We start from the raw sequence: 26,347 nt of genomic DNA, 5'->3' as shown, positions 1-26,347 counted from the left end.
AGCGAAAAATTTCTTACTTTCATTCTGGAGAAAATGTATGGCGCTCACGGCACAATTTTCAGCATTATTCGAACGTAGTTTACAAGCTTACTGCGAAGAACGTTCTTTAAATCCAACTCAATTATCCGATCAACAATGGTATCAGCTGGTGGCACAAGTCGCGCACCAAGCCGCTTTGCAATTTTTCCCGAAAAACGCACCGCTTGTTGATACTCGCAAAGTCAATTACCTTTCAATGGAATTCTTAGTTGGGCGTTTACTCGGTAATAACTTACAGAATCTCGGCGTATATCAATATGTGGTAGATGAAGTGGCGAAATACGGCAAAACGTTAGTCGATATTTTAGAACAAGAAACCGATCCTGCATTTGGTAACGGCGGCTTAGGACGCTTAGCCGCCTGCTATTTAGACTCAATGGCAAGCCTTGCTCAACCGGCAGTAGGCTACGGTTTACATTATCAATACGGCTTATTCAAACAAAGCTTTGATTGGGCGGGTAGACAACATGAAGAAGGCGATGCGTGGGGACGTGATTTCTTCCCTTTACAGTCACATCGTGCGGATTTCCGCCAACCAGTCGGCTTTGCCGGTGAAGTTCGTCATATTGCCGGCGATAAATACGAATGGCAACCGGCATGGACAATTTACGGTGAAGCGTTTGATTTACCGGTAGTCGGTTATAAAGGCGTACAACAACCGTTACGCTTATGGCAAGGCTGTAGTGAAACCGCTTTTGATTTAGCCAAATTCAATGACGGCGATTATTTAGATTCGGAATCAATGGTAATTGATGCGTCAAAAATTACCAAAGTGCTTTACCCGAACGATAACCATCAAAACGGTAAAGAATTACGCTTAATGCAACAATATTTCCATTGTGCTTGTTCGGTAGCGGATATTATCAAAAATCACTTAGCTAAAGGCAGAACTCTCGACCAATTAGCGGAATTTGAAGTGATTCAATTAAATGACACCCACCCCGCAATTGCGATTCCTGAGTTAATGCGTTTATTACTCGACCAATACGGTTACAGTTGGGAAAAAGCGTGGGCAATCTGTTCAAAAGTATTCGCTTATACCAACCACACCCTGTTACCGGAAGCGCTAGAACAATGGGAGCAAAACCTTGTTGCTAAATTATTGCCTCGTCATTTGATCATCATTGAACGCATTAATCTTGAGCTTTACCAACAAGTCAAAGCTTGCTTTACAGAAGATGAATTAGCCAACGTATGGGACGAAACGGCAATCATCGCCAATAATCGTGTGCGTATGGCTAACCTTTGCGTGGTCGGTTCATTTGCGGTTAACGGTGTGGCACAAATTCACTCGGATTTAGTGATTAGCGATTTATTTCCTGCTTATGCTAAATTATTTAACGGCAGATTCCACAATGTGACGAACGGTATCACCCCACGCCGTTGGATCCGTCAAGCTAACCCGTTATTAAGCGCATTACTCGATCAACACATCGAAGGCGACTGGACACAAAATTTAGAGCTGTTACGTCAAATCGAACCGCTTGCAGAAAATTCGGCATTTCAGACCGCTTACGCTGAGATTAAGCAACAAAATAAACAGGCGCTGGCACAAGTGATTGAGGAAACACTGGGTATCCAAGTGAATCAAAATGCGATCTTTGACGTACAAATTAAACGCTTCCATGAATATAAACGTCAGCACCTCAATTTATTGAATATTATCGCCACTTATCAAGAGCTGAAAGCCAATCCGGATATGCCATTTGTGCCGCGCGTCTTTATTTTTGCCGGCAAAGCCGCACCGGGTTATTTTATGGCGAAGCAAATTATTCAAGCGATTAATAATGTGGCGCACGTCATCAATCACGATCCGGAAATGCAAGGTAAATTACAAGTGGCATTTTTACCTAATTACAGTGTAAGTCTGGCGGAAAAAATCATTCCGGCGGCAGATGTTTCCGAACAAATTTCCCTTGCAGGTAAAGAAGCATCCGGTACCGGTAATATGAAATTAGCTCTAAATGGTGCGATTACCTTAGGTACGCTTGACGGTGCGAATGTGGAAATTGCCGAATTTGCCGGCGAGGAAAATGTCGTGATTTTCGGTCATACAGTTGAATCAGTACGTGAATTACGAGAGAAAGGTTATGTATCGCGTGAATACTACGAACAAGACGAAGTATTACGTAAAGCGATTGATGCATTAGCGGACGGCTCATTTGCCGGCGGTAATCAAGAAATCTTCGAACCATTGGTTTATGATTTGCTAAACAAAGACTATTTCTGCGTATTAGCCGATTTTGCCAGCTACCGTGAAGCACAACAAGAAGTTGCAAAACGTTACCAAAATCAGACCGCTTGGTTAAAATCTACGATTCTGAATACCGCTCGTCTCGGCAGCTTTAGCTCAGATCGCTCAATTCGTGATTACCAAACCAGAATTTGGAAAAAATAACGAAAGAAATACCCCTCGCCCCTTGTGGGCGAGGGGTATCACTAGTGGGAGTATTTTTTTAAATTAGCTATACCCCATCATTCTCAATAAACTGCGTGTATATTCAATCGCTTCACTACGATTCGCCACACCGATTTTTTGATATAGATTACGAATATGCGTTTTAATCGTAGTTATCGCTACCACCAATTCCTGTGAAATTTGTTCGTTACTGTAACCTGAATAAATTAAACCGAGCACCTGCCATTCTCTCGCGGTAAGCGGGCTAATTTTAAGTAACTCCGGTACTTGTGGATTCCTCAACAAGTTAGTGACAAATTCCTCATCAAAATGCGCAAATTTATGGCGATTGTGCTGATTAATACTCCGTAAAATAAATTGTGCTTTGTGGGTCGAAAGCTCATCCAACACATTGATTTGTAGCAATTGGCGAATTTGCTGTGCCATCAAATCGCCTTCAATCACAAAAGCACTGATAAAATTGGTTTGTTGGGTTAGATTTAACGCTCGAATCAAATCTTTTTGTGCAAGATCCATTCTACCTTGGCGATAAAACACTCGGTTACGCAAAATCAGCGCTCGTTGCGTATCGCTAATTAAATTAAAGGTTGCAGAAGTTTGTAACAGACTATTCAAAATATTCAACGCTTGTTCAAAGTTATCTTGTAGCAAATAACAACGAGCGATATTACGCCATTGACGTTGCAAAAAGTGATTATTGTCTTGTTCCGGAAAACTAACTTGCGTCAACCAGCTTTCTAAATGCGACTTATCATCACTGATTTGCCAATACAGCATTTGCACTTCGTCAAAAGTTGAACGCCAATCCCAATGCACCGCCTGAGCAATAATTAAATTGCGACATTGTTCTATCAAACGTCCGGCATTATTTAAATCGCCTTTAGTCAGCGAAACCTTTGCCAACAATGCCAAACAATGCGCTTGCTCGCCCTCTTTTTCTAAGACTTCAATACCGGCATTCGCCATCGCTTCCGCTTGATCTAAATGATGCCATTCCCACAAGATTTGTCCTTTTAAACGCAATAGAAATTCATGCATCGGAATTTGGTGTAAATGCTGCGCTTGTAAAGTGGTATCTTTTAGCAAATCATAGGCAGACTGCCAAAAGCCCTGTGCCGATAAAATTTCCGCTTGTTGCAGCTTCGACCATAACCACTGATGATAGGCCCTTTGCTCCAATGCCATTTTTTCTACTTTCTGCATTTGAGCCAACCCTTCTTTCAAATAACCCCGGCAATGTTGCGCTTCTCCGATAATCGAATTTGCAACAATTTGTGCATAACCAAAATCAGACGACAAATGAACCAGCGCCTGTTTTGCTAAATTATAGGCTTGCTCATCATTGCCCTCATTAATCGCAACCTGTGCTTTTAGTGCATCAAAACGAGCTTGTAAATCGGCAACAAGCGGTTGATTTGGTTGAAACTTTTGCAAAATGCCCGACACTTCTTGATGACGATGTTGGCTCTGTGCAAGCCACGCTTTTAACAGCACTAAGTTTGAGTCTTGCCAAAGTTGCTGCGCTGAAAGTAATGCCAAACAGTCTTCCAATAACTTAAGCTGACCTTGATGAAATAACGACCAACCATGTTCTTGTAAAATGGTATAAAGCGTTTGAGAATCTTCCAACATCTGCGCATGATAAAGCGCCTCGGATCCATAGCCTAATTTCAGCCACATCATCGCTGCAATTTTATGTAGCTCTTGCCATTCACAAGGCAGTTCTAAACGACAACTTTGCGCAAGATAAGATGCTAAAATCGGATGAAATTTCCACCAAATTTCACCATCGTCGTGCAATATCCTTTGAATAAAAAGCCCCATTTTTTCTAATTCATCGAGCTTTTTCACACCGTTTTCATCTTTGGTTAAAGCGAGTATCAATTTTTCATTCATCGAACGTAAAATCGCACAGCGTTGCATAAATAACTTAATTTCCGGCTCAACGTAATGGAATACTTCTTCATTCAGATAATCGGCAATATGTTGTTGATTGAGCTTGGCAAATAATTTTTCCGGAGAACGTAACAATTCAGGATTTTGCTTCACAGCAAAACTAACTAATTGCAATGCTGTTGCCCAGCCTTCAACCCGATCGCAAAGTGAGAAAACCTCATCATCTGTCAGCGACTCGTTAAATTTTAACGCTAAAAATTGGCGAGTTTCGGTCGGTGTGAATGCCAACTGATGCACATCAATTTCCAATAATTGCTCATGAATACGTAAATTGGTAATACTTAGTGGAGGAGTTAAACGTGATAAGACAATCAGGCTCATCGTCTGTGGTTGATGCTTTAACCAAAAACGAAGTGCATCGTGAATTTCGCTATTTTCAATATGGTGATAATCGTCTATCACTAAGTAAAAATGGCTACGCACTTGAGAAAGCTGAATCAATAACTGAGAGAAATAATCTACCAAATTATTTTGGTAAACAATTCCGGAAAAAGAGAGGTCGGTCGCTTGCGAAAGTGCAGCGGTAAAATATGCGGAGAATTGTTCTGTTTTGTTGTCACTTTCATCAAGTGAGTACCAACCGATACGCTGGTTTTTCGCTAATTGTTTTTCCTTCCATTGGCAAACCAGCGTTGTTTTGCCATAACCTGCCGGTGCAATAACCAGCGTCATCGGGTAAAATTCCGCCCGATTTAATTCATTTAAGAGTAATGTTCGTTCAACGGTTTCTGTCTCTTTGACGGTTCGATTGACTTTACTAGAAATTAGCTTAGTTGGAATCAATCTTGAAAATGTTGCTTGCATTTTTCCTCCATTACATACGATATGGAGATTCTAACAATTTTCTCCTTATTTAGTTAGTGGAAATAAAAAAACCACTGAAAATTCAGTGGCAAAAGGATAAAGATAAAAAACATCTATTTTTTAGCAGAAACTTGTTTTAAGAAGATTTGACGCGGTGAAGAAAGCCCTAGTTGCTCCGCTTCGTTTACTAAATTCATTGCTTTACTAATATCATTATTTTTTAATGCTTGTGTAACCGCTTCATTAAAGTATTGTTCTGTAGTTTTCTCTACAGCTTTCGGTTTTGCATTTTTTTGCGGATTTTTAACCGCTTGTACTTCCGCTCCTACCGTTTGACTAACAGTCGGTTTCGCTTCAAATAACGCTCCGCCATTAGCTACATTACCTAGACCGACAAATTGAGTACTCTGAACACCATCCACACTAATTTGAATTTGCCCTGAATTAGTGTGTTTTACTTGTAAATCTGCAATTGCAGGCGGCTGGTTACCTTTTGCCTTTTCATATAATTTTACCGGATGGGTAAATGTCGTTTGCCCTGCAAGCTCTTTTTCAGTGGTGTAGATTAGTACATAAATAAAATCTTGTCCGGTTGCCGGCGTTAAACTTAATTCCGCTTGAATTTGCCCGCCTTCAAAGCCTCGTTCTTCCACAACTTTAAATTGCGAAGCGGGGTATATGAGCGATTCATTAAAATTCGCATCCAGAACTAAAACATTCGGTACAAAAATATGTTTATTATCTACCACTAAGCTGCTGATTTTGATCTTCACCGTGCCTTGATTTGCCGGAATTTTATAACCGACTACAGCGCTATTTGTACCTGCTAGTGTTTGGCTAAATGTACGAATTTGTTTTTCTGAAAGTTCATTAACAATCTTTTGCGAGAAAGTAACATCTTGCCAACCAAAACGGCTTAGCTCTGTTTTTGATGGCGTAGCTGCCATAGCAACCGATGCAAATAAAACACTTGATAAAAATGCTGCAATTTTGGTTTTCATAAATGCCTCTCTAGAAATTATCTGTTACATCATATAAAGGGGCGTAATGCATACGCCCCCAAATGGTTTAATTACCACCATGCTTCAAATTGAACACCACCGATAAATTCGCCGTCTTTCGCTTTATAGCCAGCGTTTGTACGGTTTGCCGTGTTAAATTTGTCATTCCAGTGTGCGTAAGTACCGAATACACGGATTGCCGGACGCGCCCAAATGCTGCTACCCGCTTGCCATTGTTGTGCAACGGTGTATTTCACTAGATCATTTTTCTTACCGCTTGCTTGATCTTTAATACGGTCATAACCCACTTCTAATAAGGTACTCATTGTATCGTTCCATTTATACATCGGGCGAATACCGGCAGAGTACCAAGTTTTACCTTGTTTGTTATCTAAGTCTGTTTTTTCATAGATTAACGCATACATTACTTCTACTTTATCGCTTGCTTGTACAACACCTTGGTTGATTAAACGAAGCATATCGCCTTTATTATTCGCTAACCCACCTTGTGAATGACCGGTACTCCATGATGTCATTGCATCCTTGGCATACTGTGCGGTAAATTTATTAAAACCGCCGAAAAAGTTACCTTGAGTGTGCTCAATAGTTGCCATATAGCCACGTTTAGTTGCATCTTTTTCATAGATTGCACCATCTTTAGTATGTGCATTACCAAAGTCGAAACCGATTTCTAAAGATCCGTCTTTATTAGTTTCAATACCTGCTAAACGAACATCGAATACATCGTTATAAACGTCTTTATTTTTATCTTGGCTGCTTTCCCATTTTTTAGTAATAGGATTATAGTTCCAGCTATATGCCCCATCTTTTTCAGTATTACGTGTTACTGCTAAAGAGAGTTTACCAAAACCAAGGTCAATATTTTCAACCCCTGCACCCGGACCTGAAATATCCCAGTAGTAGAAGTCATTCATATGTACATCATGACGTTGGTAGAAACGTTTACCTGCCCATAAAGTAGCGCCCGGTAAGCTGTCTGCAAAATTTTTGAACTGAACATTCACTTCACGAAGTGCCGGATCCGTCGCTTCCCAGTCAACTTGTTGATTTACCGAATAAGCTACATTGGTATCTAAATAAATAGATTTCTCACCATTTTTATAAAGTTCTTGACCCAATTTTAATTCCGCATAAGTTTCTGCTTCATTACCTAAACGGTATTTAGAACCGCCACCATTCACAGTAAATGCCGATTGCTCGCCACCACCTGAAGTCCAGCCGATACCGGAACGTGCATAACCGTGGAAATCAACCGCTAATGCACTGGTTGAAAGTAAAGCACTTGAAACTAAAGTTGCTAACATCGTTTTATTGAGGTTCATAGGAAACTCCTTTCTCTTTTCAGACAGTTTTTTTCATTATTAAAATTTAAGGGAAACCCTTAAGAACATTTATACGCCTTGTTCGACAAATAAACGTTTACATGCCGTGCCATCTTCTCGGAAAAGATGGCAACGATTCGGATTAATACCAATCGACATTGAATCGCCTTCTTTCACTAATACAATGTCATTTTGGCGATAAACTAAGCTCTGTTTAATCGGTGGCATTTCAATATGAACTTGCGTTTCGTTACCTAATTGTTCCACCACTTTTACCGTGCCGGAAATACAAACTTCGCTTTGTTCACACGGTAATAAATGTTCCGGACGAATACCCAATGAAAGGTTGTCTCCGACTTTCACGCCACCACTTTCAACCGGAACCCAGAAATTTAAATGGGTTGAGTCCGGTAATTCAATTTTCACTCCACCTTCACGCACATCAATCACTCGTACCGGCAAGAAATTCATCTTAGGCGATCCGATAAAACCTGCCACAAAACGATTTGCCGGATAGTGATAAAGCTCTAATGGTTTACCCACTTGAGCAACGTTGGTTGTTAGATTGCTACCTGCAGAAAGCGCTTGTAAAACAACAATTTTATCGGCGAGTGTCATCGCCTCGATTTGGTCATGTGTGACATAAATCATTGTTCTGCCAAGTTTTTTATGCAATTTTGAGATCTCTACGCGCATTTGCACACGTAATGCCGCATCTAAATTTGAAAGCGGTTCATCCAATAAAAACACTTCGGGCTGTGAAACTAAGGTACGCCCAATCGCAACACGCTGGCGTTGACCACCCGACAATTCTTTCGGTTTTCGATTAAGTAAATGAGCAAGCTGTAAAATTTCCGCGACTTGATTAACTCGCTGATCGATTTCTTCTTTTTTAGCACCGGCAAGTTTTAAGCCGAATGACATATTTTCTGCGACTGAAAGGTGTGGATATAATGCATAAGATTGGAATACCATACCGATATTTCGATTCGCCGGCGGTACGTCATTCATTCGTTTATCCCCGATAAATAAATCACCGGAGGTAATTTCTTCCAAGCCGGCAATCATACGTAATACGGTTGATTTACCACAGCCTGACGGACCGACAAAAACAACAAATTCGCCGTCTTTAATTTCTAAATTAACATCCTTAGAAATGTGTACATTGCCATACGATTTGCATACGTTTACTAATCGAACATCTGTCATGTTTTTGTCCTCTTGCTTTAAATTTGTTATGTAGTTTACGCATTTCTCTTTTTTCCACATCATACTTTTAGTAAATTTTTTCTTTCCGCAACTCAATGTTTTTATTACATTTTTTCTTGTTTTTTTGTGAATCTGATCACAAAAAACACCTGAAATTTTGTGATCTGTTTCACAAAAAACTGAGATTTCCCCAAAATCTGTGAACTACATCAATAAATTCGGTTATGGGGAGGAGGATGGGGGATGATGAAATGATGAGTAAATTTTTTATTATGCTCTACGTAAAAGACTGGAAATCGGTCTATCTCCAAAATCAAATGAGGAAAATCCTATGAAAAAACTTACTAAAACTGCATTAGCTGTATTAACAGGACTTTGTATTGCTCAAGGTGCAAATGCAAAAATTGTAGAAGGTCAACTCAATATCTGGATTAGTGCTGATAAAGGCTATAACGGTTTAGCTGAAGTAGGTAAAAAATTTGAAGCAGAAACTGGGGTAAAAGTCATTGTAGAACATCCGGGAAAATTAGAAGAACTTTTCCCTCAAGTCGCTTCAACCGGTGACGGTCCTGATGTGATTATCTTCGCCCATGACCGTTTCGGTGGCTATGCTCAAGCCGGTTTATTAGCCGAAGTAAAACCAAGTGCTGAATTTAAAGCAAAATTATCTGACATCGGTTGGGATGCGAATAAATATAACGGTAAACAAATTGCTTACCCAATTGCGATTGAAGCGATTTCATTAATCTATAATAAAGATTTAGTTGCGACACCACCAAAAACATGGGAAGAAGTAGAGAAACTTGATAAAGAATTAAAAGCTAAAGGTAAAAGTGCCATTATGTGGAACTTACAAGAACCCTATTTCACATGGCCGGTTATTTCGTCTCAAGGCGCTTATGCATTCAAAGTTACACCAAATGGTTATGACGTAAAAAATATTGGTGTCAACAATGAAGGTGCACAAAAAGGCTTACAATTTGTTGTGGATTTAGTGAATAAAAAAGTGATTAATGCCGACATGGACTATGCAGTTTCAGAAGCGGCTTTCAATAAAGGCAATACTGCTTTAACCATTAACGGACCATGGTCTTGGGCAAATATTGAGAAAAGTGGTATCAACTATGGTGTCGCAGTACTTCCGACATTAAATGGTAAAGCATCAAAACCATTCGTTGGTGTATTAAGTGCAGCGGTAAATGCTTCTAGTCCGAACCAAGACTTAGCCAAAGAGTTCTTAGAAAATCATTTATTAACCGATGAAGGACTCACAACCGTCAACAAAGACGCGCCATTAGGTGCCGTTGCATTAAAATCTTTCCAAGAAAAACTTGCCAAAGATCCTCGTATCGCAGCAACTATGGCGAATGCGGAAAACGGCGAAATTATGCCAAATATTCCACAAATGAGCCGTTTCTGGTATTCAGAAAAAGCAGCTATTGGCAATGCGACAAGCGGTCGTCAATCTGTAAAAGCAGCACTTGATGAAGCACAGGCAAAAATTGAAAAAGAATAACTTTTGCTAACCTCACTGTTAGGACGCCTACTGGAGGCGTCCTATACCTCCAGCTTATCAATTTACAGGGGAAACACTATGCCAACATCAAATACAATGCCCCCTTCTCAACTTTGGGCTAAACGTCTATTTATCGGATTACTCTATCTGCTTTCTTTCTACCTCGTGTTCACCATTTATCTACAAGGCGAAATTCTCTTTGCCTTACTTGTTTTAGTTGTTGTGACCACAGGGATCTATATTTTTTCAAATCAATCAACTTATCGTTGGCGCTATGTTTACCCTGGCGTTTCTGCTATGGGGATTTTTGTGTTATTCCCGTTAATCTGTACTGTCGTTATCGCCTTTACAAATTATAGCGGATCCAATCAACTTAACTTTAAACAAGTCGTCCGCCAATTACAAAATCAGACTTACGCAGCAGGCGATCATCTGAATTTTAAATTGCTGCAAACTAATGAAAATCAGTATCAACTTGCATTAAGTAACCCTAATTCGCAAAAAAATTATCTTTCTGAACCGCTTGTATTGGATGCCCTCCCTGCTGAATTAGCTGTAACTGAAGTAGAGCAGCTCCCTAACATCTCGGTTGCCCCTTTAAAAACAATTACGCAAAACCGAACTAAATTACAAGCAATAAAAGTATTATTACCAAGCGAACAAATCGTTACGATGAGTTCTCTCCGCCAATTTGCTGAACAAAAAACACGCTATACATTTGATGAACAAAATCAGATCTTAACGAATAATGAGAGTGGTGAACGCTATAAACCGAATGATGATATCGGCTTTTTCCAACCTATTGACGAACAAGGTAATTTTACAGGCAATCGACTAGAACCAGGTTATACCGTTTCAGTAGGTTGGCAAAATTTCGTCAAAATCTTAACTGATGATGGTGTTCAAGAACCATTCATTAAAATCTTTATTTGGACTGTCGTATTTGCCCTTTTAACTGTGATTTTTACAACTTTACTCGGTATGATTTTTGCTTCGCTCGTACAATGGGAAGCATTAAAAGGTAAAGCGGTCTATCGTCTGTTATTAATTTTACCTTACGCCGTACCCGGCTTTATTTCGATTTTAGTCTTCAAAGGTTTATTTAACCAAAGTTTCGGTGAAATCAACCTCATTCTGAACCAATTATTCGGTATCCGTCCGGAATGGTTTAATGATCCGTTCTTAGCCAAAGCAATGTTACTGATTGTGAATACTTGGTTAGGCTACCCGTATATGATGATTGTTTGCATGGGCTTGCTAAAAGCGATTCCGCACGAGTTATATGAAGCTTCTGCGATTGATGGCGCAAGCGTATGGCAAAATTTCACGAAAATTACCATGCCATTGCTAGTTAAACCACTTATGCCGTTAATGATTGCCAGCTTCGCTTTTAACTTTAATAACTTTGTATTAATTCAGTTATTAACTAACGGTGGCCCAAATATGGTAGGCACAACAACACCGGCTGGTCATACCGATTTACTGGTCAGTTACACTTATCGTATTGCCTTTGAAGGTAGCGGTACACAAGACTTTGGTTTAGCGGCTGCAATCGCCGTCATCATCTTCTTGCTAGTAAGCGGATTAGCATTATTCCAAATCAGAATGACGAAATTATCACAAGATTAATTGACATTGTTCCTTCTACATACGAAGAAGGAGCAAAGAGGATATCAACTATGGCTATTGTTCAACCTAAATCAATGAAATTGCGTTTATTTTCCACGCATCTTTTTCTAATCTGTTTTTGTGCGATTATCTTATTCCCGATGCTGATGATTATCGGTATTTCATTACGTCCCGGAAACCTAGCAATCGGTGAATTGATCCCAAGTGAAATTTCACTTGAACACTGGAAACTCGCCTTAGGCATTAGTGTTACTCATGCGGACGGAAGTATAACCCCACCGCCATTCCCTGTTTTACTTTGGCTATGGAATTCCGTCAAAGTCGCGGGTATTACCGCTCTAATTACCCTCGCACTTTCAACCACTGCTGCGTATGCTTTTGCACGCTTACGTTTTGCCGGTAAAAGTTTATTACTGAAATCGATGTTAATTTTCCAAATGTTTCCGGCGGTACTTTCATTAGTCGCGTTATATGCCTTATTTGATCGTCTAAGCGATTACATTCCGTTCTTAGGTTTAAATACGCACGGCGGAGTAATCTTTGCTTACTTAGGCGGTATCGCAATGCATGTTTGGACAATCAAAGGCTATTTTGAAACTATTGATAAATCGCTTGAGGAAGCCGCTGCCCTCGACGGAGCAAGCCCGTGGCAAACTTTCCGCTTAATTTTACTACCGCTTTCCGTACCAATTTTAGCAGTTGTATTTATCCTCTCGTTTATCTCAAGCATTATCGAAGTACCGGTTGCTTCCCTATTGTTACGAGATGTTGATAACTACACGCTTGCAGTAGGAATGCAACAGTATTTACACCCGCAAAACTACCTCTGGGGCGACTTTGCCGCAGCAGCCATCTTGTCTGCTATCCCAATCACACTTGTATTCTTATTAGCACAACGCTGGTTAGTCGGTGGTTTAACTGCCGGTGGCGTAAAAGGATAACATTGGAGGAGCCTCCTCCGATTTGCAAAAAATAAATAAAAAATAACCGCTTATGAGGCTATGCTCACTAAGCAAAAAAGGAAAATCACAATGAAATCGCTTCACCCATACCTTAATCCTTATTTCTTTGATGAATATGGCAGACGCCGTTATGCCAGCCAAGCGGTCTGTCACAAAATTGCAAAACGCTTAGGTTCTCCTAAAAGCAAACCTATTATTCCTCCTGTAAAGGTAGCAACAGAAGGACAAGCGGTCTATATTCGACTAAATCTTGCAAATAGCAATAAAGCATTACAAGCTCGCTGGCAACTTCACTTAGAAAACGGTGAAATACGTTGCGGTAAAGTAAAACGTAATGCGATCAATTTACCGAAAGATCTGCCTCTCGGCTATCATCATTTACAGCTTAAAAGTGAGCATTATTCACTGAACTGCCGCCTGATTATTACGCCGAAAACTGCTTTCCAGCCAAAAGAATTACAACAAAAACAAAAATTATGGGGCGCAATTTTACAACTCTATACGCTTCGTTCCGAACATAATTGGGGCATCGGCGATTTTAGCGATTTGAAAACCTTCTTAAGTCGACTTGCTGAAAAAGGTGGTGATTTTGTTGGGCTAAATCCAATTCATGCGATTTTCCCAGCCAATCCGGAAAGTGCCAGCCCTTATAGCCCCTCATCTCGTTTATGGCAAAACATTATTTATATCGATGTAGCAGCGATTGATGCCTTCCAACAATCTAGCGAAGCGCAAGCCTGGTTTCATTCCGCAGAAGTTCAACAACAGCTTATTGAGGCAAGAGCAAAAGACTACGTAGATTATTCGCAAGTGATGGGCTTAAAACTCGAAGGATTACGTTTAGCCTATGCCACTTTCGTTCAGCAAGATCAACAAGCTTTCGAACAATTTATCAATGAATACGGCGAAAGCCTAAAAGTGCAAGGTACATTCGACGCACTACATTATTGGTTATCCAGCCAATTTAGCGAGCAATGGGGTTGGAATTTCTGGGCGCAAGAATATCAAGACTACGCATCAAATGCAGTACAGACATTCCAAACGGAACATAGCCAATTAGTTCGTTTCTATATGTGGTTGCAATTTGTGGCTCAACAGCAATTAAGAGCGTGTAATCAATTGGCAAAAGCACTCAATATGCCTATCGGCTTTTACCGTGATTTAGCGGTAGGCGTTGCCGATAACGGTGCGGAAACTTGGGCGGATAAAGAGTTATTTGTGCTAGATGCCTCTGTCGGTGCACCACCGGATATTATGGCACCAAACGGACAAAACTGGGGCTTATCACCGATGCATCCGGAAGTGCTACAAGCTAGAGGATACCAGCCATTTATTGATTTATTACGTGCCAATATGAAAGATTGCGGTGCATTACGTATCGACCACATTCTTGGTTTTGCACGTATGTGGTGGGTGGCAAAAGGCGATTCGGCTAAAAACGGCGCTTATGTACGTTATCCGCTAGAAGATTTGTTAGCAATTCTTGCGTTAGAAAGTCAGCGAAATCAGTGTTTAATCATTGCTGAAGCACTTGGTACAGTACCGAAAGGTATGCTACAGAAATTAGAAGACAAAGGTATTCTCGCTTATAACATTTTCTATTTTGAATGGGATCAACACGGCAGTAAGCCATTAGCTAATTATCCATATCAAGCGATGACGACACTCAGTACGCATGATTTACCAACCCTACAAGGCTACTGGAAAGGCTACGACTTTGATTTAGGCAAGAAATTTGGTGTTTACCCAAGTGAGAAAGTGCTTAATATTCTGAAACAAAGTCGCCATTTCAATAAAGAAGCGATTAGACAAGCGGTCGAAAAAGTCCAAGATCTTGCAAAAGATAGCGAAGGCGTAAACTTAAAATTTGTACATCAATTACAAATGTATGTAGCGGATACCAATTCTGCTTTATTTGGCACTCAGCCGGAAGATTGGCTAAATATGCTCGAGCCGGTAAATATTCCCGGAACAAGTAATGAATATCCGAATTGGCGTAGAAAATTAAGTCGTACTATCGGCGAAATTTTCAGCCACGAGCAAATCAATCAATTGCTTGAATCTTTCAAATATAAACGAAATAAATAAAGAAAATAGCCACAAATGACTGTGGCTATTTTTATAAACTGTAACTTATTCAAAACAGGAGGATTAGAATAAAACTTTGAAGTTATTCACATTTATTACATAAACACCTATTTATAGTAACGAACTTAATTTACTTTATTCACGTATATTACTAAAATACAACGCCTTTTGGCGATTTGTGATTTCCAAATTATTCAAACTTTATAAGGTTACCTTTACTATGTTGTGGTTTTTCTTTTGTGTAGCAGTTCTCGTACTAGGCTACTTTGTCTATGGGAAGATCATTGAGAAAATCTTTGTGATCAACCCGAAAAAAACAACACCGGCTTATGCGATGAATGATGGTGTTGACTATATGCCAATGTCAAAAACAAAAATTTGGCTCATTCAATTATTAAATATTGCCGGTACAGGCCCTATTTTTGGTCCAATCCTTGGTGCGTTATACGGACCGGTGGCGATGCTTTGGATCGTAATCGGTTGTATTTTTGCCGGTGCGGTACACGATTACTTCTGCGGTATGTTGAGCATTCGTAACGGTGGCGCAACAATGCCGGCTTTAGCGGGTAAATTCTTAGGTCGTCCAGTTAAAGTATTTATTAATGTGATGGCGCTTGTTCTTCTCTTACTTGTTGGTGTGGTATTCGTAGCAAGCCCAGCACAATTAATGGCAACCATTACGATGGACGTCTTCGGTGCGACAGGTGGTACATTACAACTAAACGATGCGGAAGCACTTCACCATGCGGTTGAAGCTGGCGGCTTAACGGTTTGGGGTATGGATAAAGCAACCGTTATTTCGGTATGGACGCTACTCATCTTTGCTTACTATATCTTAGCAACCTTACTTCCAATTGATAAAATTATCGGTCGCATCTATCCATTCTTCGGGGCATTATTACTGTTTATGTCGCTCGGAATGGTATATGGTTTAATCACTGCACACTTCAGTGCAACTGATCCAATTGAATTCTTCCGTACGATTAATGCGGACGGTCAAGGTTTAACATGGGAAAAATTCACGCAAAACTTCCAAGTGAAGGGCGATGTTCCGATTTGGCCTTTATTATTCTTAACTATTTCTTGTGGTGCACTATCAGGTTTCCACGCAACGCAAACCCCGTTAATGGCACGTTGTGCGGAAAATGAAAGCGAAGGTCGCTTTATTTTCTATGGAGCAATGATTACTGAAGGTGTTATCGCATTAGTATGGTGTATGGTGGGTCTTGCATTCTATGAAAACCCACAAGCGTTACAAGATGCGATTTCTGCAGGTTCACCGTCTAAAGTAGTTTATGACAGCTCATTACACTTCTTAGGCTTTATCGGTGGTATTTTCGCCGTATTAGGCGTAGTAGTATTACCAATTACTTCAGGTGATACGGCATTCCGTGCCGCACGTTTACAATTGGCTGAACTCTTTAAAATTGATCAACGTTCATTAACTAAACGCTTAATGATTGCTGTACCGTTATTCGCATTAGGTTTCGTGGTATCAAAAATTGACTTCAGTATCTTATGGCGTTACTTCACTTGGGCAAACCAAATGACAGCAATGGTAATGCTTTGGACTGCCGCAGCATATTTATATCGTTATAAAAAATTCCACTGGGTATGTTCAATCCCAGCGTGGTTTATTACAACCGTATGCGCAACCTACTTGTTCTATAATAAAATCGGCTTCGGTTTAGATTATCAACTTTCAGTTTACTTAGGTATAGCAGCAACAATTATTTGTATCGTACTATTCTTCACTATGCTTAAACCATTAGGTGAACGTGATGAAGATGCTTATGTAGCAAATTAATCTATTGATTGATATTTTAAAAGCGAGGATAATTTCCTCGCTTTTTTATTTCAACCATTCTCTTATATGCAATTCTTCGATACCCATACTCATCTGGATTATGTAGCAGAAAGCGTCAACCTTTCCATTACTCAACTTGTTGAAAATGCCAAACATTCAAATGTCACTCGTATTTTAATTGTGTCGGTATTTGCAAAAAATTTTGTAAAAGTGACCGCTTGTGCTAAGCAAGCACCGAAACATTTGGTTTACGGCTTAGGATTACACCCGCTTTATATTCAACAACACCAAACGGTTCATTTAGATTATTTAGAATCGTTATTAGCACAACAAGATCCACAATGTACTGCAATTGCGGAAATTGGTTTAGAAAGAGCGGTAGAAACACTTTGTACCCCCGAACTTTGGTATAAGCAGTGTGAATATTTAGAAGCACAACTTGGTTTTGCCAAGCGGTTTAATTTACCGGTAAATTTACATTCTCGGAAAAGCCATGACCAACTTTCGGTCTTTCTGAAAAAAGCCCAATTATCGCATACGGGAGTAATTCACGGATTTGCTGGAAGTTATGACCAAGCAAAGCGCTTTGTTGATTTAGGTTATAAAATTGGGGTGGGTGGTACAATCACCTACGCAAGAGCCAATAAAACCAGAGAGGCTATTCGTAAGCTGCCTTTAGAAAGTTTATTACTGGAAACTGACTCGCCCGATATGCCTGTATTTGGCTTTCAAGGAAAACCAAACCGTCCAGAGCGATTGGCTGTGACTTTCCAATCTCTTTGTGAATTACGCGATGAATCACCACAAGAAATTGCCGAGTCCATCTGGCAAACCAGTGAGAAATTATTTTGGTATAAATAACAATCCGCCCGTAAAACGGGCGGTTTTTAGGCTCCCCTATAAGGGCCTAGGACTTCACAAGCCCCTCAAGGGGCATGTGAAAGACTGACAACAGCACAATGACACTATAGCTTACCCCTTAAAGGGGTCTATATATTCTTTCTTCGATAAACTATCCGAAACCATATCCTCCTTCTCTTGATTCCTGATATATTCTTCAACAACTTTTGTATTTAAACCTACCGTACTGACATAGTATCCTTTCGCCCAAAAGTTTCTGTTCCCATACTTATATTTCAAATTCGCATGCCTTTCAAATATCATCAGTGAAGATTTTCCTTTCAGATAGCCCATAAAACTTGATACGGCTAATTTGGGCGGTATTTTTACTAGCATATGAATATGATCTTTCATCGCGTGAGCTTCGAGGATTTCTACATTTTTGTAGTTACATAATTGCCTTAATATGCCGCCTATATCTATACGTAACTTTCCATAAATTGTCTTTCTCCTGTATTTCGGGATAAAAACAATATGATACTTACAGTTCCACTTTGTGTGTGATAGACTTGAATCGTCATTGGATTTACTTGCCATGACTTCTCCTCCTATATGTTGAATTTTGGTTGCCAGCCTGATTCATTATAGGAGGATTTTTTATTCTGCTCGCCGCTTAAGCTCTTTGATTCCATACGCATAGCGTATGGTTTTTATAGCTAGACGTTGTCTAGCTATAAATAAAAAAGAGGGCAAAAATTTGCCCTCTTTTTTATTCGATAACAGACCAATTAATAGGAAATCGTCACGGTTTTTACACCACAATTATTCTCTGCGATCTCTTGCTGAGACATAAATGGATAACGACATTGCATTTTTTGTTGGCGAATTTCATTATCCGACATTGGCACTTGCGCACCAACTCGTAACTCTTCCGGAGAGAAGTTACTTACCAATTTACCATTCTCATAAGTACCGTTAACATCTTGGCGACGCTTAGCTGATTTAGATTTTGCTACTGAATGCTTTGTTTTATTCTCAAGCTTCGCGTCATGAGATACTGCAACAAATGATTTTTTCGTAACGCTCTTTTCCGGCTTATGGCGTTTTTCAATAATTTTACTTGAGCCAGCAGTTTTATTGGTTTTTACTAATTCTGCTTTCTCTTCTTTTTCAAGATGAGTTGCTGATTTATCTTTCTTGTGATCTGCGTCGGCAGTTTTCTCAGATTTATCAACTTTTTCCGAAGATGTTTTACTTTCTTCGCTCCTCTGCTCTGAAGATTTTTCTCCTGTTTGAGGCTGTTTTTGCTCTACGGGCGTTTGACTAGAATCAGCATCCTGCTTTTTCGGATCATCAAAACATCCAGCTAAGAGAAAACTTACCCCTAAAACGGCTAATAAGTTTTTCATTTTAAATTTCATTCCTAATAAGACAAAAAAAGGTAAGTAAACAAAAGGTTTACTTACCTCATATATTATTATAATTAGCGCATAGTTACAAATTCTTCTGATCCTGTTGGATGAATAGCCACAGTGTTATCAAAATCAGCTTTTGTTGCTCCCATTTTAATCGCGACTGCAAATCCTTGGATCATTTCATCAACGCCGAAACCGATACCGTGTAAGCCAACGATTTTTTCGTCTTTACCAACACAGACTAACTTCATTCGACAAGGCTGACGGTGTTGTGTTACAGCAGTATACATTGCCGTAAATGAAGATTTATACACTTTTACATTTTCAGCACCATACTGCTCTATTGCTTGTGGCTCGGTTAAGCCGACCGTGCCGATAGGTGGGTGGCTAAATACCACCGTAGGCACTAAATTGTAATCTAAATGTTCATTCGGTTTATTGTTAAATAAACGTTCAGATAAACGGCGCCCCGCTGCTACAGCTACCGGTGTTAATTCAATACCGCCTTCAATAATATCGCCGACCGCATAAATATTCGGCACATTGGTATTTTGGAATTTATCTACGATAATCTGACCTTTAGCGTTGGTTTTCACACCTACTACATCAAGATTGATTTTATCGCACGCCGGTTCACGACCAATCGCCCAAATTAAGCAATCAACTGTTGTTTCTCTACCATCCGCTAATTTTAATACTAATGAACCGTCAGCATTTTTACTAACTTCTTGCGGAATCGCTTGAGTATGTAGCGTAATACCGTCTTGCGCTAATACTTCCACTAACGTTTCAACGATAAGCGGATCTTGATTACGTAACGGTGCATGTTGACGCACAAATAAATGCGTTTCAGAACCTAAGCTGTTTAATACACCGGCAATTTCAACCGCAATATAACCGGCACCGACTACCGCAACACGTTTCGGTAACTCACGTAATGCAAAGAAACCATCCGAATCAATACCGAATTCAGCCCCTTTAACCGCCGGAATAGACGGGCGACCACCGGTTGCAATTAAAATATGATCTGCAGTAATTTGTTCGGTAGTGCCATCTGCATACGTCACCTCAACCGTTTTGCTATCAACAAATTTAGCAAAACCGTTAAACACATCAACATTATTTTTAGCTAAGACATTGTTGTATGAAGTATGAATACGAGAAATATAGGCTTCACGACTTTCGATTAATTTCGCAAAATCAAAATTATTTACTGTCACATCAAAACCGTAATCCGGCGCATAGCTATTAATCGCCTCTGCAATATGCGCACCGTAAAACATCACTTTTTTAGGCACACAGCCCACGTTCACACAAGTACCGCCGAGATATTTCGCTTCAATGATCGCACATTTTTTACCATAACTTGCCGCACGATTGATTGAAGCAATACCACCGCTGCCGCCACCAATGGCTAAATAGTCATAATGTTTTGTCATAATCTTCCCTACTATAAATAAAATAAAAGCGGTTTAATTCTAACCGCTTTTTGTAAAAATGCATTAAATTATTGTGATAGGTTTAATGCTGTTTTGAGCTAACTGCTGACGAATGCGAAATCTTATCCGTATAAGCCATTGCTACTGCTGAAATCAAGAACGTCACATGAATAATCACCTGCCATTGCATGGTTTTTTCATCTAAATTTGCCGCATTGATAAAGGTTTGCAGTAAATGAATAGAAGAAATACTAATAATCGACATCCCCAATTTCACTTTTAATACCGAAGCATTCACATGATGAAGCCATTCAGGTTGATCCGGATGATCATCCACATGAAGTTTTGACACGAATGTTTCATAACCGCCGACAATTACCATAATTAATAAGTTAGCAATCATCACCACGTCAATGAGATTTAATACCGTTAACATGATCGTATTTTCGTCCATGACACCAAGGTTTACGATTAAGTTATAAAGTGATTTCATAAACTTATAAGCGTAAATACCTTGCACAACAATTAAGCCTAAATAAATCGGTAATTGTAGCCAACGGCTTGCAAAAATAATTTTATTCAAAATTGAATTATTCACAGGTTGCATACTTCCTCAATATAAGCAATCAATAAAAAAGCGGGCTAATTTTAACAACTTTTTGCAAAAGTTTTAATAAATCAGACCGCTTGTTTAACAAATATTACAATTACTTTTTAAAGCCTTTCCCATTATTCCAAGAAACCGTATATTCCAAAGGTAAACGGCTACTCGGTAGTGCCGCCGTTGCCGCCTTACCAATCGCTAATAACATCACCGGCAAATAGCGCTCGGCATCTACCTCAAGTACATCCAATACGGCAGGGCGATCAAATACCCCAATCGCATGAGTATCATAGCCTTTATCTTTGGCAATCAGCATAAACTGCATGGCCGCTAAACTGGTATCTGTCACCACTTGGTCACGGATATCTTGTTCGCTTGAGGCATTATGTACCCCGAGCAGAAAATCCAATGAACGTTGCTTAAATTGAACATGTAAACAACCGGTTTCAATCGAACGTTCTAAAATATCATTCAGTAATAGCTGATATTGTAAATCCGCTAGCACTAAAATCACTGCCGAAGCCGTTTCACACGGTGGTGCGTTAAATGCAACAGAACCCAGTAATTTACTTTTTTGTACCACATCGTCCACCACTACAAAACGCCATGGTTGTAAATTCGCTTTAGAGGGCGCAAGCTGTGCCAGCGCTAACATTTCTTCTAGATCTTGGCGCTCAATGCTTACGTTAGGGTTAAAAACTTTGATGGTTTTGCGCTGTTCAATAACATTCTTGAGTTCCATTTTTCATTCCTTCTACAAATTATTTTTATCAGTGTACGTTTAGCTAAAATAAAGAGAAATAGTCTAAATGAGGTATTTAAAACTTTTTATGAACTAGATCAAAAACCAAACAAGCGGTTAAATTTGCAAATTTTTTCGCAAATTTAACCGCTTGTTCAGCTAGAAGATTGCGCGTAAGAAGCCGGTTGCAACAATCGAAATAATCACCGTTGGAAATAAGGAAAATTTCATCATTGCCAAGCAAGTCAGGATTACCGCTATCGTATTGGCAATATCACCGGACATGATGGTCGGGGCAATAACAGAAATTAAAACACAGCCGGGAACCGCCTCCATCACTTTCTCTGTCGTATGGCTTAATTTTCGATTTCGCAGCACTAGAAAACCAAGGATACGGGTAAGATAGGTTGAGAATGCCATTAAAATAATCGTAAGAAAAACGCTCGAGGTCATTCTTTATCCTCCCTTGAGGCAAAGAAATAGGCAGATAAAATCCCCGACAATGCGCCTGCCAGCACATACCAAGCGCCCTCAACCGTATGGAAAACCAATCCCGCTACCAACAGACTAACAAACCATGGTCGAGCAAATGAAAACGACTTCCACATTCCTTTTAACATTACTAAAAAGATGGCGGTAAAAGACATATCGAAACCGTATTTTTCCAGATCACCAACAAAAGGCCCGATATAAGCACCTAACATACTGGAACTCACCCACATAATATAAAGGCTGATTGCCGTTCCCATATAATAGGGAATACTAATTGCTTTTTGCGGGCGTTTCTGCGCATCGGCTAAATTCATCGCCCATACTTCGTCCGTCATAAAAAAGAGTAAGCCAAGCGATTTCAAACGACCGATATTTTTCATATAAAGAGATAACGCCGCCCCCATAATAATATGACGGCTATTAATCAACATTGAAACGGCAACAATAACGCTGATGGCAAGCGGATGAGCCCAAAGATTCACGGCAGCAAATTCCGAACCGCCGGCAAAATTCAAACCCGTTAACAAGCCGATTTCGTAAAACGGCATACCTTTTTGTGAAGCTTGAGCGCCAAGCACAAGCCCTAATGGAATAAAGCCAAGTGTCATCGGAGAGACTTCCTTTACGCCACGGAAAAATTCATGATGTTGCATAAGTAATTTTTTATTTTATTAATGTATGAAAGAAGGCTATTCAGCCCAAGCTTCCGGTGTAAGTTGCTTGCCAAAATGGCTTTCAATTAAACGGGCGGTAATCGCACTTTGTGGGTTTAGCAGGAGGTCTTTGGTTTTACCATACTCTACCACTTCCCCTTCATGCATAACCATTAATTTATCAGCGATATGCTTAATTAAACCTAAATTCTGTCCGACATAGATAATAGAAATACCAAGACGCTCTTGAAGAGTAAGCATTAAATTGGTTAATTGTGTTCTCACCGAGAAATCCAGCGTACTTAACGTATCGTCCGCAATCAGGATTTCAGGCTCTAAAATCAGCGCCCGAGCCAAAGCAATACGTTGTTTCTGGCTGCTTGAGGTGTCTTTAATATGAATTAAGGCGTGTTCCGGATACATTCCGACTAATTTTAAGATATGAAAGATACGTTCATTACGTTCGGCTTCACTGAGATCTGTTGCCAAACGTAGCGGTGCATCTAAGATTTGCCCGATGTTATAGTTAGGATCAAAAGCATAATTCGGGTCTTGGAACATCATTCGAATATGACGGGTACGGAATTGATAATCGCCAAATTTTAATTTTTTGCCACGAAATAGCATACTTCCGGAAGTCGGTTTCGTTAAACCGACAATCATTTTTGATAAAGTCGATTTTCCCGCACCGTTTTCACCAATAATCGCCAGCGTCTCACGTTTATTCAAGCTAAAAGAGACCTCTTTTACCGCATAAAAATCTTGCTTGCGAAATAAACTTATTCGGTCAGTAAAACGTTTACTGAGATTTTGAATTTCTAATAATGCCATAACAGTAATAGATAATAGAAAAAAGATAATTTGAACGAATAATTATTGATTATCCTTTTTCAATTATCAATGAAAAAGACCGCCGATAAGCGGTCTTTTTTGGTTAACTTTTTACAATCTGAAATTATAAAACGTTTACACAGTTTAAATCTTCGAAAGATTGTTCTAAGCGTTTAGACATAGATTCTTCCATTTTACGTAACCAAACACGTGGATCGTAGTATTTTTTGTTTGGAGAATCTGGACCTTCAGGGTTACCTAATTGACCTTGTAAGTATGCTTCGTTCGCTTTGTAGAATTGAAGAATACCATCCCAAGACGCCCATTGCGTATCTGTATCGATGTTCATTTTGATCGCACCGTAGCTGATCGCTTCACGGATTTCTTCACGTGATGAACCAGAACCACCGTGGAATACGAAGTCGATTGATTTCGCAGGAAGGTTACGCTCTTTAGAAACGAACTCTTGTGATGCACCTAAGATTGAAGGTTTTAATTTTACGTTACCCGGTTTGTAAACACCGTGTACGTTACCGAATGCAGCGGCAACAGTGAAACGTGGGCTTACTGGGTTTAATTGGTCGTAAACGTATAAAACATCTTCCGGTTGAGTATATAATTTAGACTCTTCAACATCTGAGTTGTCAACACCATCTTCTTCACCACCGGTAATACCGATTTCAATTTCAAGTGTCATACCCATTTTATCCATACGAGCTAAGTACTCACGGCAGATTGCCATGTTTTCTTCCATTGGCTCTTCTGAAAGGTCGATCATGTGAGAAGAGAATAAAGGTTTACCTGTTTCCGCAAAGTGTTTTTCACCCGCATCTAATAAACCGTCAATCCATGGAAGTAATTTTTTCGCAGCGTGGTCAGTATGAAGAATTACCGGTACACCGTACTCTTCTGCTAACGCGTGAACGTGTTTCGCACCTGCGATTGCACCTAAAACATCTGCACGAGCACCTGATGCTGGTTTGATACCTTTACCTGCATAGAATTGTGCACCACCGTTAGAGAACTGAACGATAACGGGTGCTTTTACACGCGCTGCTGTTTCTAATACTGCATTTACAGAGTCAGAACCTACACAGTTTACCGCCGGAATTGCAAAATTGTTTGCTTTAGCATAAGCGAATACTTTTTGAACGTCGTCGCCTGTTACTACACCCGGTTTTACGATGTCTAATAATGCCATTTTTGAGTTTCCTATAGTGTTAATAAATTCAAAATTATTCCCCTCTTTAGTAAAGAGGGGTTAGGGGAGATTTGTAAAAAATCAGAGAAAAATCACCGCTTGTAAAATCTCCCCCCAGCCCCCTCTTTTTCAAAGAGGGGGAGTAAAGAATTAGCCGTTTGCACGTTTCTCTAAGATTTCAACTGCCGGTAATACTTTGCCTTCTACGAATTCTAAGAACGCGCCGCCACCTGTTGAAATATAAGAGATTTTATCTGCAATACCGAATAAATCGATTGCCGCTAATGTATCACCACCGCCCGCAATAGAGAATGCACCGTTTGCCGTTGCTTCTGCAATTGCGTTTGAAATCACTTCAGTACCTTTACGGAAGTTAGGGAATTCAAACACGCCAACTGGACCATTCCAAAGAATAGTTTTTGCAGATTTGATGATATTTGCTAATTCTTCTGCTGATTTGTCACCAATATCGAAAATTGATTCATCTGCTTGAACTTCAGATACCGCTTTTTCTGTTGCCGGAGCGGTTTCAGAGAATTCTGTACCTACACGTACATCAACTGGAACGGGGATATTGGTTGCTGCAGCTAAACGTTTTGCTTCAGGGATTAAATCTTCTTCATATAAAGATTTACCTACAGCGTGACCTTCTGCTGCGATGAAAGTATTTGCGATACCGCCACCAACGATTAATTGGTCTGCGATTTTTGAAAGGCTGTCTAAAACAGTTAATTTAGTAGAAACTTTTGAACCACCTACGATTGCTAACATCGGACGTTGTGGCTCTTTTAATGCTTTACCTAATGCATCTAATTCTGCCGCTAATAACGGGCCAGCACATGCAACCGGTGCAAATTGTGCAACACCGTAAGTAGAACCTTCCGCACGGTGTGCCGTACCAAATGCGTCCATTACGAATACATCACAAAGCGCTGCATATTTTTTCGCAAGTTCAGGATCGTTTTTCTTCTCACCTTTATTAATACGTACGTTTTCAAGCACTACGATTTCGTTTTCCGCAACATCAACACCGTCTAAGTAGTCACGTACTAAGCGCACCGGCACACCTAAATCTGATGCATTTAAATAATCAACTACAGGTTGTAAAGAGTTTGCTTCTTCGAATACACCTTCAGTTGGACGGCCTAAGTGAGAAGTTACCATTACTTTAGCACCTTTTTGTAATGCTAATTTTAAGGTAGGAATGGTTGCACGAATACGTGCATCAGATGTCACTTTGCCATCTTTTACCGGTACGTTTAAATCAGCACGGATAAATAAACGTTTGCCAGCAAGATCAAGGTCTGCCATTTTAATAACTGACATAGTAAGTTCCTCTTTTTTAAGTTTCAAAAAT

Annotated in this window: 21 protein-coding genes; 7 read left to right on the top strand and 14 right to left on the bottom strand. The window is 39.8% G+C overall.

What is annotated here, in order from left to right:
• The first annotated feature begins 37 nt into the window (after positions 1-37).
• Complete coding sequence (glgP, locus tag ASU1_RS00710; protein WP_014990954.1) at positions 38-2,437, top strand: glycogen/starch/alpha-glucan family phosphorylase; 2,400 nt, start codon at positions 38-40, stop codon at positions 2,435-2,437.
• Positions 2,438-2,500: 63 nt separating this feature from the next.
• Here the strand turns inward: glgP and malT are convergent, their stop codons facing one another.
• The 4 genes from malT to malK all read right to left on the bottom strand — a co-directional run bounded on the left by malT (position 2,501) and on the right by malK (position 8,771).
• Complete coding sequence (malT, locus tag ASU1_RS00705) at positions 2,501-5,218, bottom strand: HTH-type transcriptional regulator MalT (RefSeq protein WP_014990953.1); 2,718 nt, start codon at positions 5,216-5,218, stop codon at positions 2,501-2,503.
• Between the two features lie 113 nt (positions 5,219-5,331).
• Positions 5,332-6,219 carry a maltose operon protein MalM gene (gene malM / locus ASU1_RS00700; protein WP_014990952.1) on the bottom strand — a complete coding sequence of 296 codons (888 nt, stop codon included), beginning with the start codon at positions 6,217-6,219 and terminating at the stop codon, positions 5,332-5,334.
• A 71-nt stretch (positions 6,220-6,290) separates the two neighbouring features.
• Complete coding sequence (locus ASU1_RS00695; RefSeq protein ID WP_014990951.1) at positions 6,291-7,562, bottom strand: maltoporin; 1,272 nt, start codon at positions 7,560-7,562, stop codon at positions 6,291-6,293.
• 69 nt (positions 7,563-7,631) lie between these two features.
• On the bottom strand, positions 7,632-8,771 hold the full coding sequence (gene malK / locus ASU1_RS00690) for a maltose/maltodextrin ABC transporter ATP-binding protein MalK (RefSeq protein ID WP_005598215.1): 1,140 nt from the start codon (positions 8,769-8,771) through the stop codon (positions 7,632-7,634).
• Between the two features lie 331 nt (positions 8,772-9,102).
• Between malK and malE the strand changes: the two genes are divergently transcribed.
• From malE to ASU1_RS00660, 6 genes are all read left to right on the top strand, one after another.
• Positions 9,103-10,287 carry a maltose/maltodextrin ABC transporter substrate-binding protein MalE gene (gene malE, locus ASU1_RS00685; RefSeq protein ID WP_014990950.1) on the top strand — a complete coding sequence of 395 codons (1,185 nt, stop codon included), beginning with the start codon at positions 9,103-9,105 and terminating at the stop codon, positions 10,285-10,287.
• Positions 10,288-10,365: 78 nt separating this feature from the next.
• The gene (gene malF / locus ASU1_RS00680; protein WP_039194786.1) at positions 10,366-11,916 is read left to right on the top strand and encodes a maltose ABC transporter permease MalF; all 1,551 of its coding nucleotides are present in this window, start codon (positions 10,366-10,368) and stop codon (positions 11,914-11,916) included.
• 50 nt (positions 11,917-11,966) lie between these two features.
• Positions 11,967-12,857: a maltose ABC transporter permease MalG gene (malG, locus tag ASU1_RS00675; RefSeq protein WP_005598221.1), complete on the top strand. Its 891-nt coding sequence runs from the start codon at positions 11,967-11,969 to the stop codon at positions 12,855-12,857.
• 60 nt (positions 12,858-12,917) lie between these two features.
• Complete coding sequence (gene malQ / locus ASU1_RS00670; RefSeq protein WP_256867189.1) at positions 12,918-14,966, top strand: 4-alpha-glucanotransferase; 2,049 nt, start codon at positions 12,918-12,920, stop codon at positions 14,964-14,966.
• A gap of 220 nt (positions 14,967-15,186) precedes the next feature.
• Positions 15,187-16,773, top strand: a complete 1,587-nt coding sequence (locus ASU1_RS00665; RefSeq protein ID WP_014990948.1) for a carbon starvation CstA family protein — start codon at positions 15,187-15,189, stop codon at positions 16,771-16,773.
• Positions 16,774-16,839: 66 nt separating this feature from the next.
• Entirely contained in the window at positions 16,840-17,634 is a 795-nt protein-coding gene (locus tag ASU1_RS00660; protein ID WP_014990947.1) for a TatD family hydrolase, read from the top strand.
• A 111-nt stretch (positions 17,635-17,745) separates the two neighbouring features.
• Here ASU1_RS00660 and tnpA read toward each other — a convergent pair whose 3' ends face one another.
• From tnpA to ASU1_RS00610, 10 genes are all read right to left on the bottom strand, one after another.
• Positions 17,746-18,210: an IS200/IS605 family transposase gene (gene tnpA, locus ASU1_RS00655; RefSeq protein ID WP_014990946.1), complete on the bottom strand. Its 465-nt coding sequence runs from the start codon at positions 18,208-18,210 to the stop codon at positions 17,746-17,748.
• 191 nt (positions 18,211-18,401) lie between these two features.
• Positions 18,402-19,022 carry a putative periplasmic lipoprotein gene (locus tag ASU1_RS00650; RefSeq protein ID WP_014990945.1) on the bottom strand — a complete coding sequence of 207 codons (621 nt, stop codon included), beginning with the start codon at positions 19,020-19,022 and terminating at the stop codon, positions 18,402-18,404.
• A 74-nt stretch (positions 19,023-19,096) separates the two neighbouring features.
• Positions 19,097-20,467: a glutathione-disulfide reductase gene (gene gorA, locus ASU1_RS00645; protein WP_014990944.1), complete on the bottom strand. Its 1,371-nt coding sequence runs from the start codon at positions 20,465-20,467 to the stop codon at positions 19,097-19,099.
• An 82-nt stretch (positions 20,468-20,549) separates the two neighbouring features.
• Positions 20,550-21,074 carry a TIGR00645 family protein gene (locus ASU1_RS00640; protein ID WP_005621999.1) on the bottom strand — a complete coding sequence of 175 codons (525 nt, stop codon included), beginning with the start codon at positions 21,072-21,074 and terminating at the stop codon, positions 20,550-20,552.
• 100 nt (positions 21,075-21,174) lie between these two features.
• A complete protein-coding gene (locus ASU1_RS00635; protein WP_014990943.1) occupies positions 21,175-21,813 on the bottom strand; it encodes a nitroreductase family protein in 639 nt (212 codons plus the stop codon).
• Positions 21,814-21,972: 159 nt separating this feature from the next.
• A complete protein-coding gene (locus tag ASU1_RS00630; RefSeq protein WP_014990942.1) occupies positions 21,973-22,266 on the bottom strand; it encodes an AzlD family protein in 294 nt (97 codons plus the stop codon).
• Positions 22,263-22,958 carry an AzlC family ABC transporter permease gene (locus ASU1_RS00625; RefSeq protein ID WP_148303527.1) on the bottom strand — a complete coding sequence of 232 codons (696 nt, stop codon included), beginning with the start codon at positions 22,956-22,958 and terminating at the stop codon, positions 22,263-22,265. The genes ASU1_RS00630 and ASU1_RS00625 overlap by 4 nt, the downstream gene beginning before the upstream one ends.
• Positions 22,959-22,994: 36 nt before the next feature.
• Positions 22,995-23,789: a peptide ABC transporter ATP-binding protein gene (locus ASU1_RS00620; protein ID WP_005621993.1), complete on the bottom strand. Its 795-nt coding sequence runs from the start codon at positions 23,787-23,789 to the stop codon at positions 22,995-22,997.
• A 124-nt stretch (positions 23,790-23,913) separates the two neighbouring features.
• Positions 23,914-24,990, bottom strand: coding sequence for a class II fructose-bisphosphate aldolase (fbaA, locus tag ASU1_RS00615; protein WP_014990940.1), 1,077 nt, complete (start codon positions 24,988-24,990; stop codon positions 23,914-23,916).
• A 150-nt stretch (positions 24,991-25,140) separates the two neighbouring features.
• Positions 25,141-26,316, bottom strand: coding sequence for a phosphoglycerate kinase (locus tag ASU1_RS00610; RefSeq protein ID WP_014990939.1), 1,176 nt, complete (start codon positions 26,314-26,316; stop codon positions 25,141-25,143).
• Positions 26,317-26,347 lie beyond the last annotated feature (31 nt).

The sequence above is a fragment of the Actinobacillus suis ATCC 33415 genome, from assembly GCF_000739435.1.
GTDB classification, from domain to species: Bacteria; Pseudomonadota; Gammaproteobacteria; order Enterobacterales; family Pasteurellaceae; genus Actinobacillus; species Actinobacillus suis.
The sequence above is the reverse complement of the archived record's forward strand: the minus strand, read 5'-3'. Positions and strand labels throughout refer to the sequence as shown.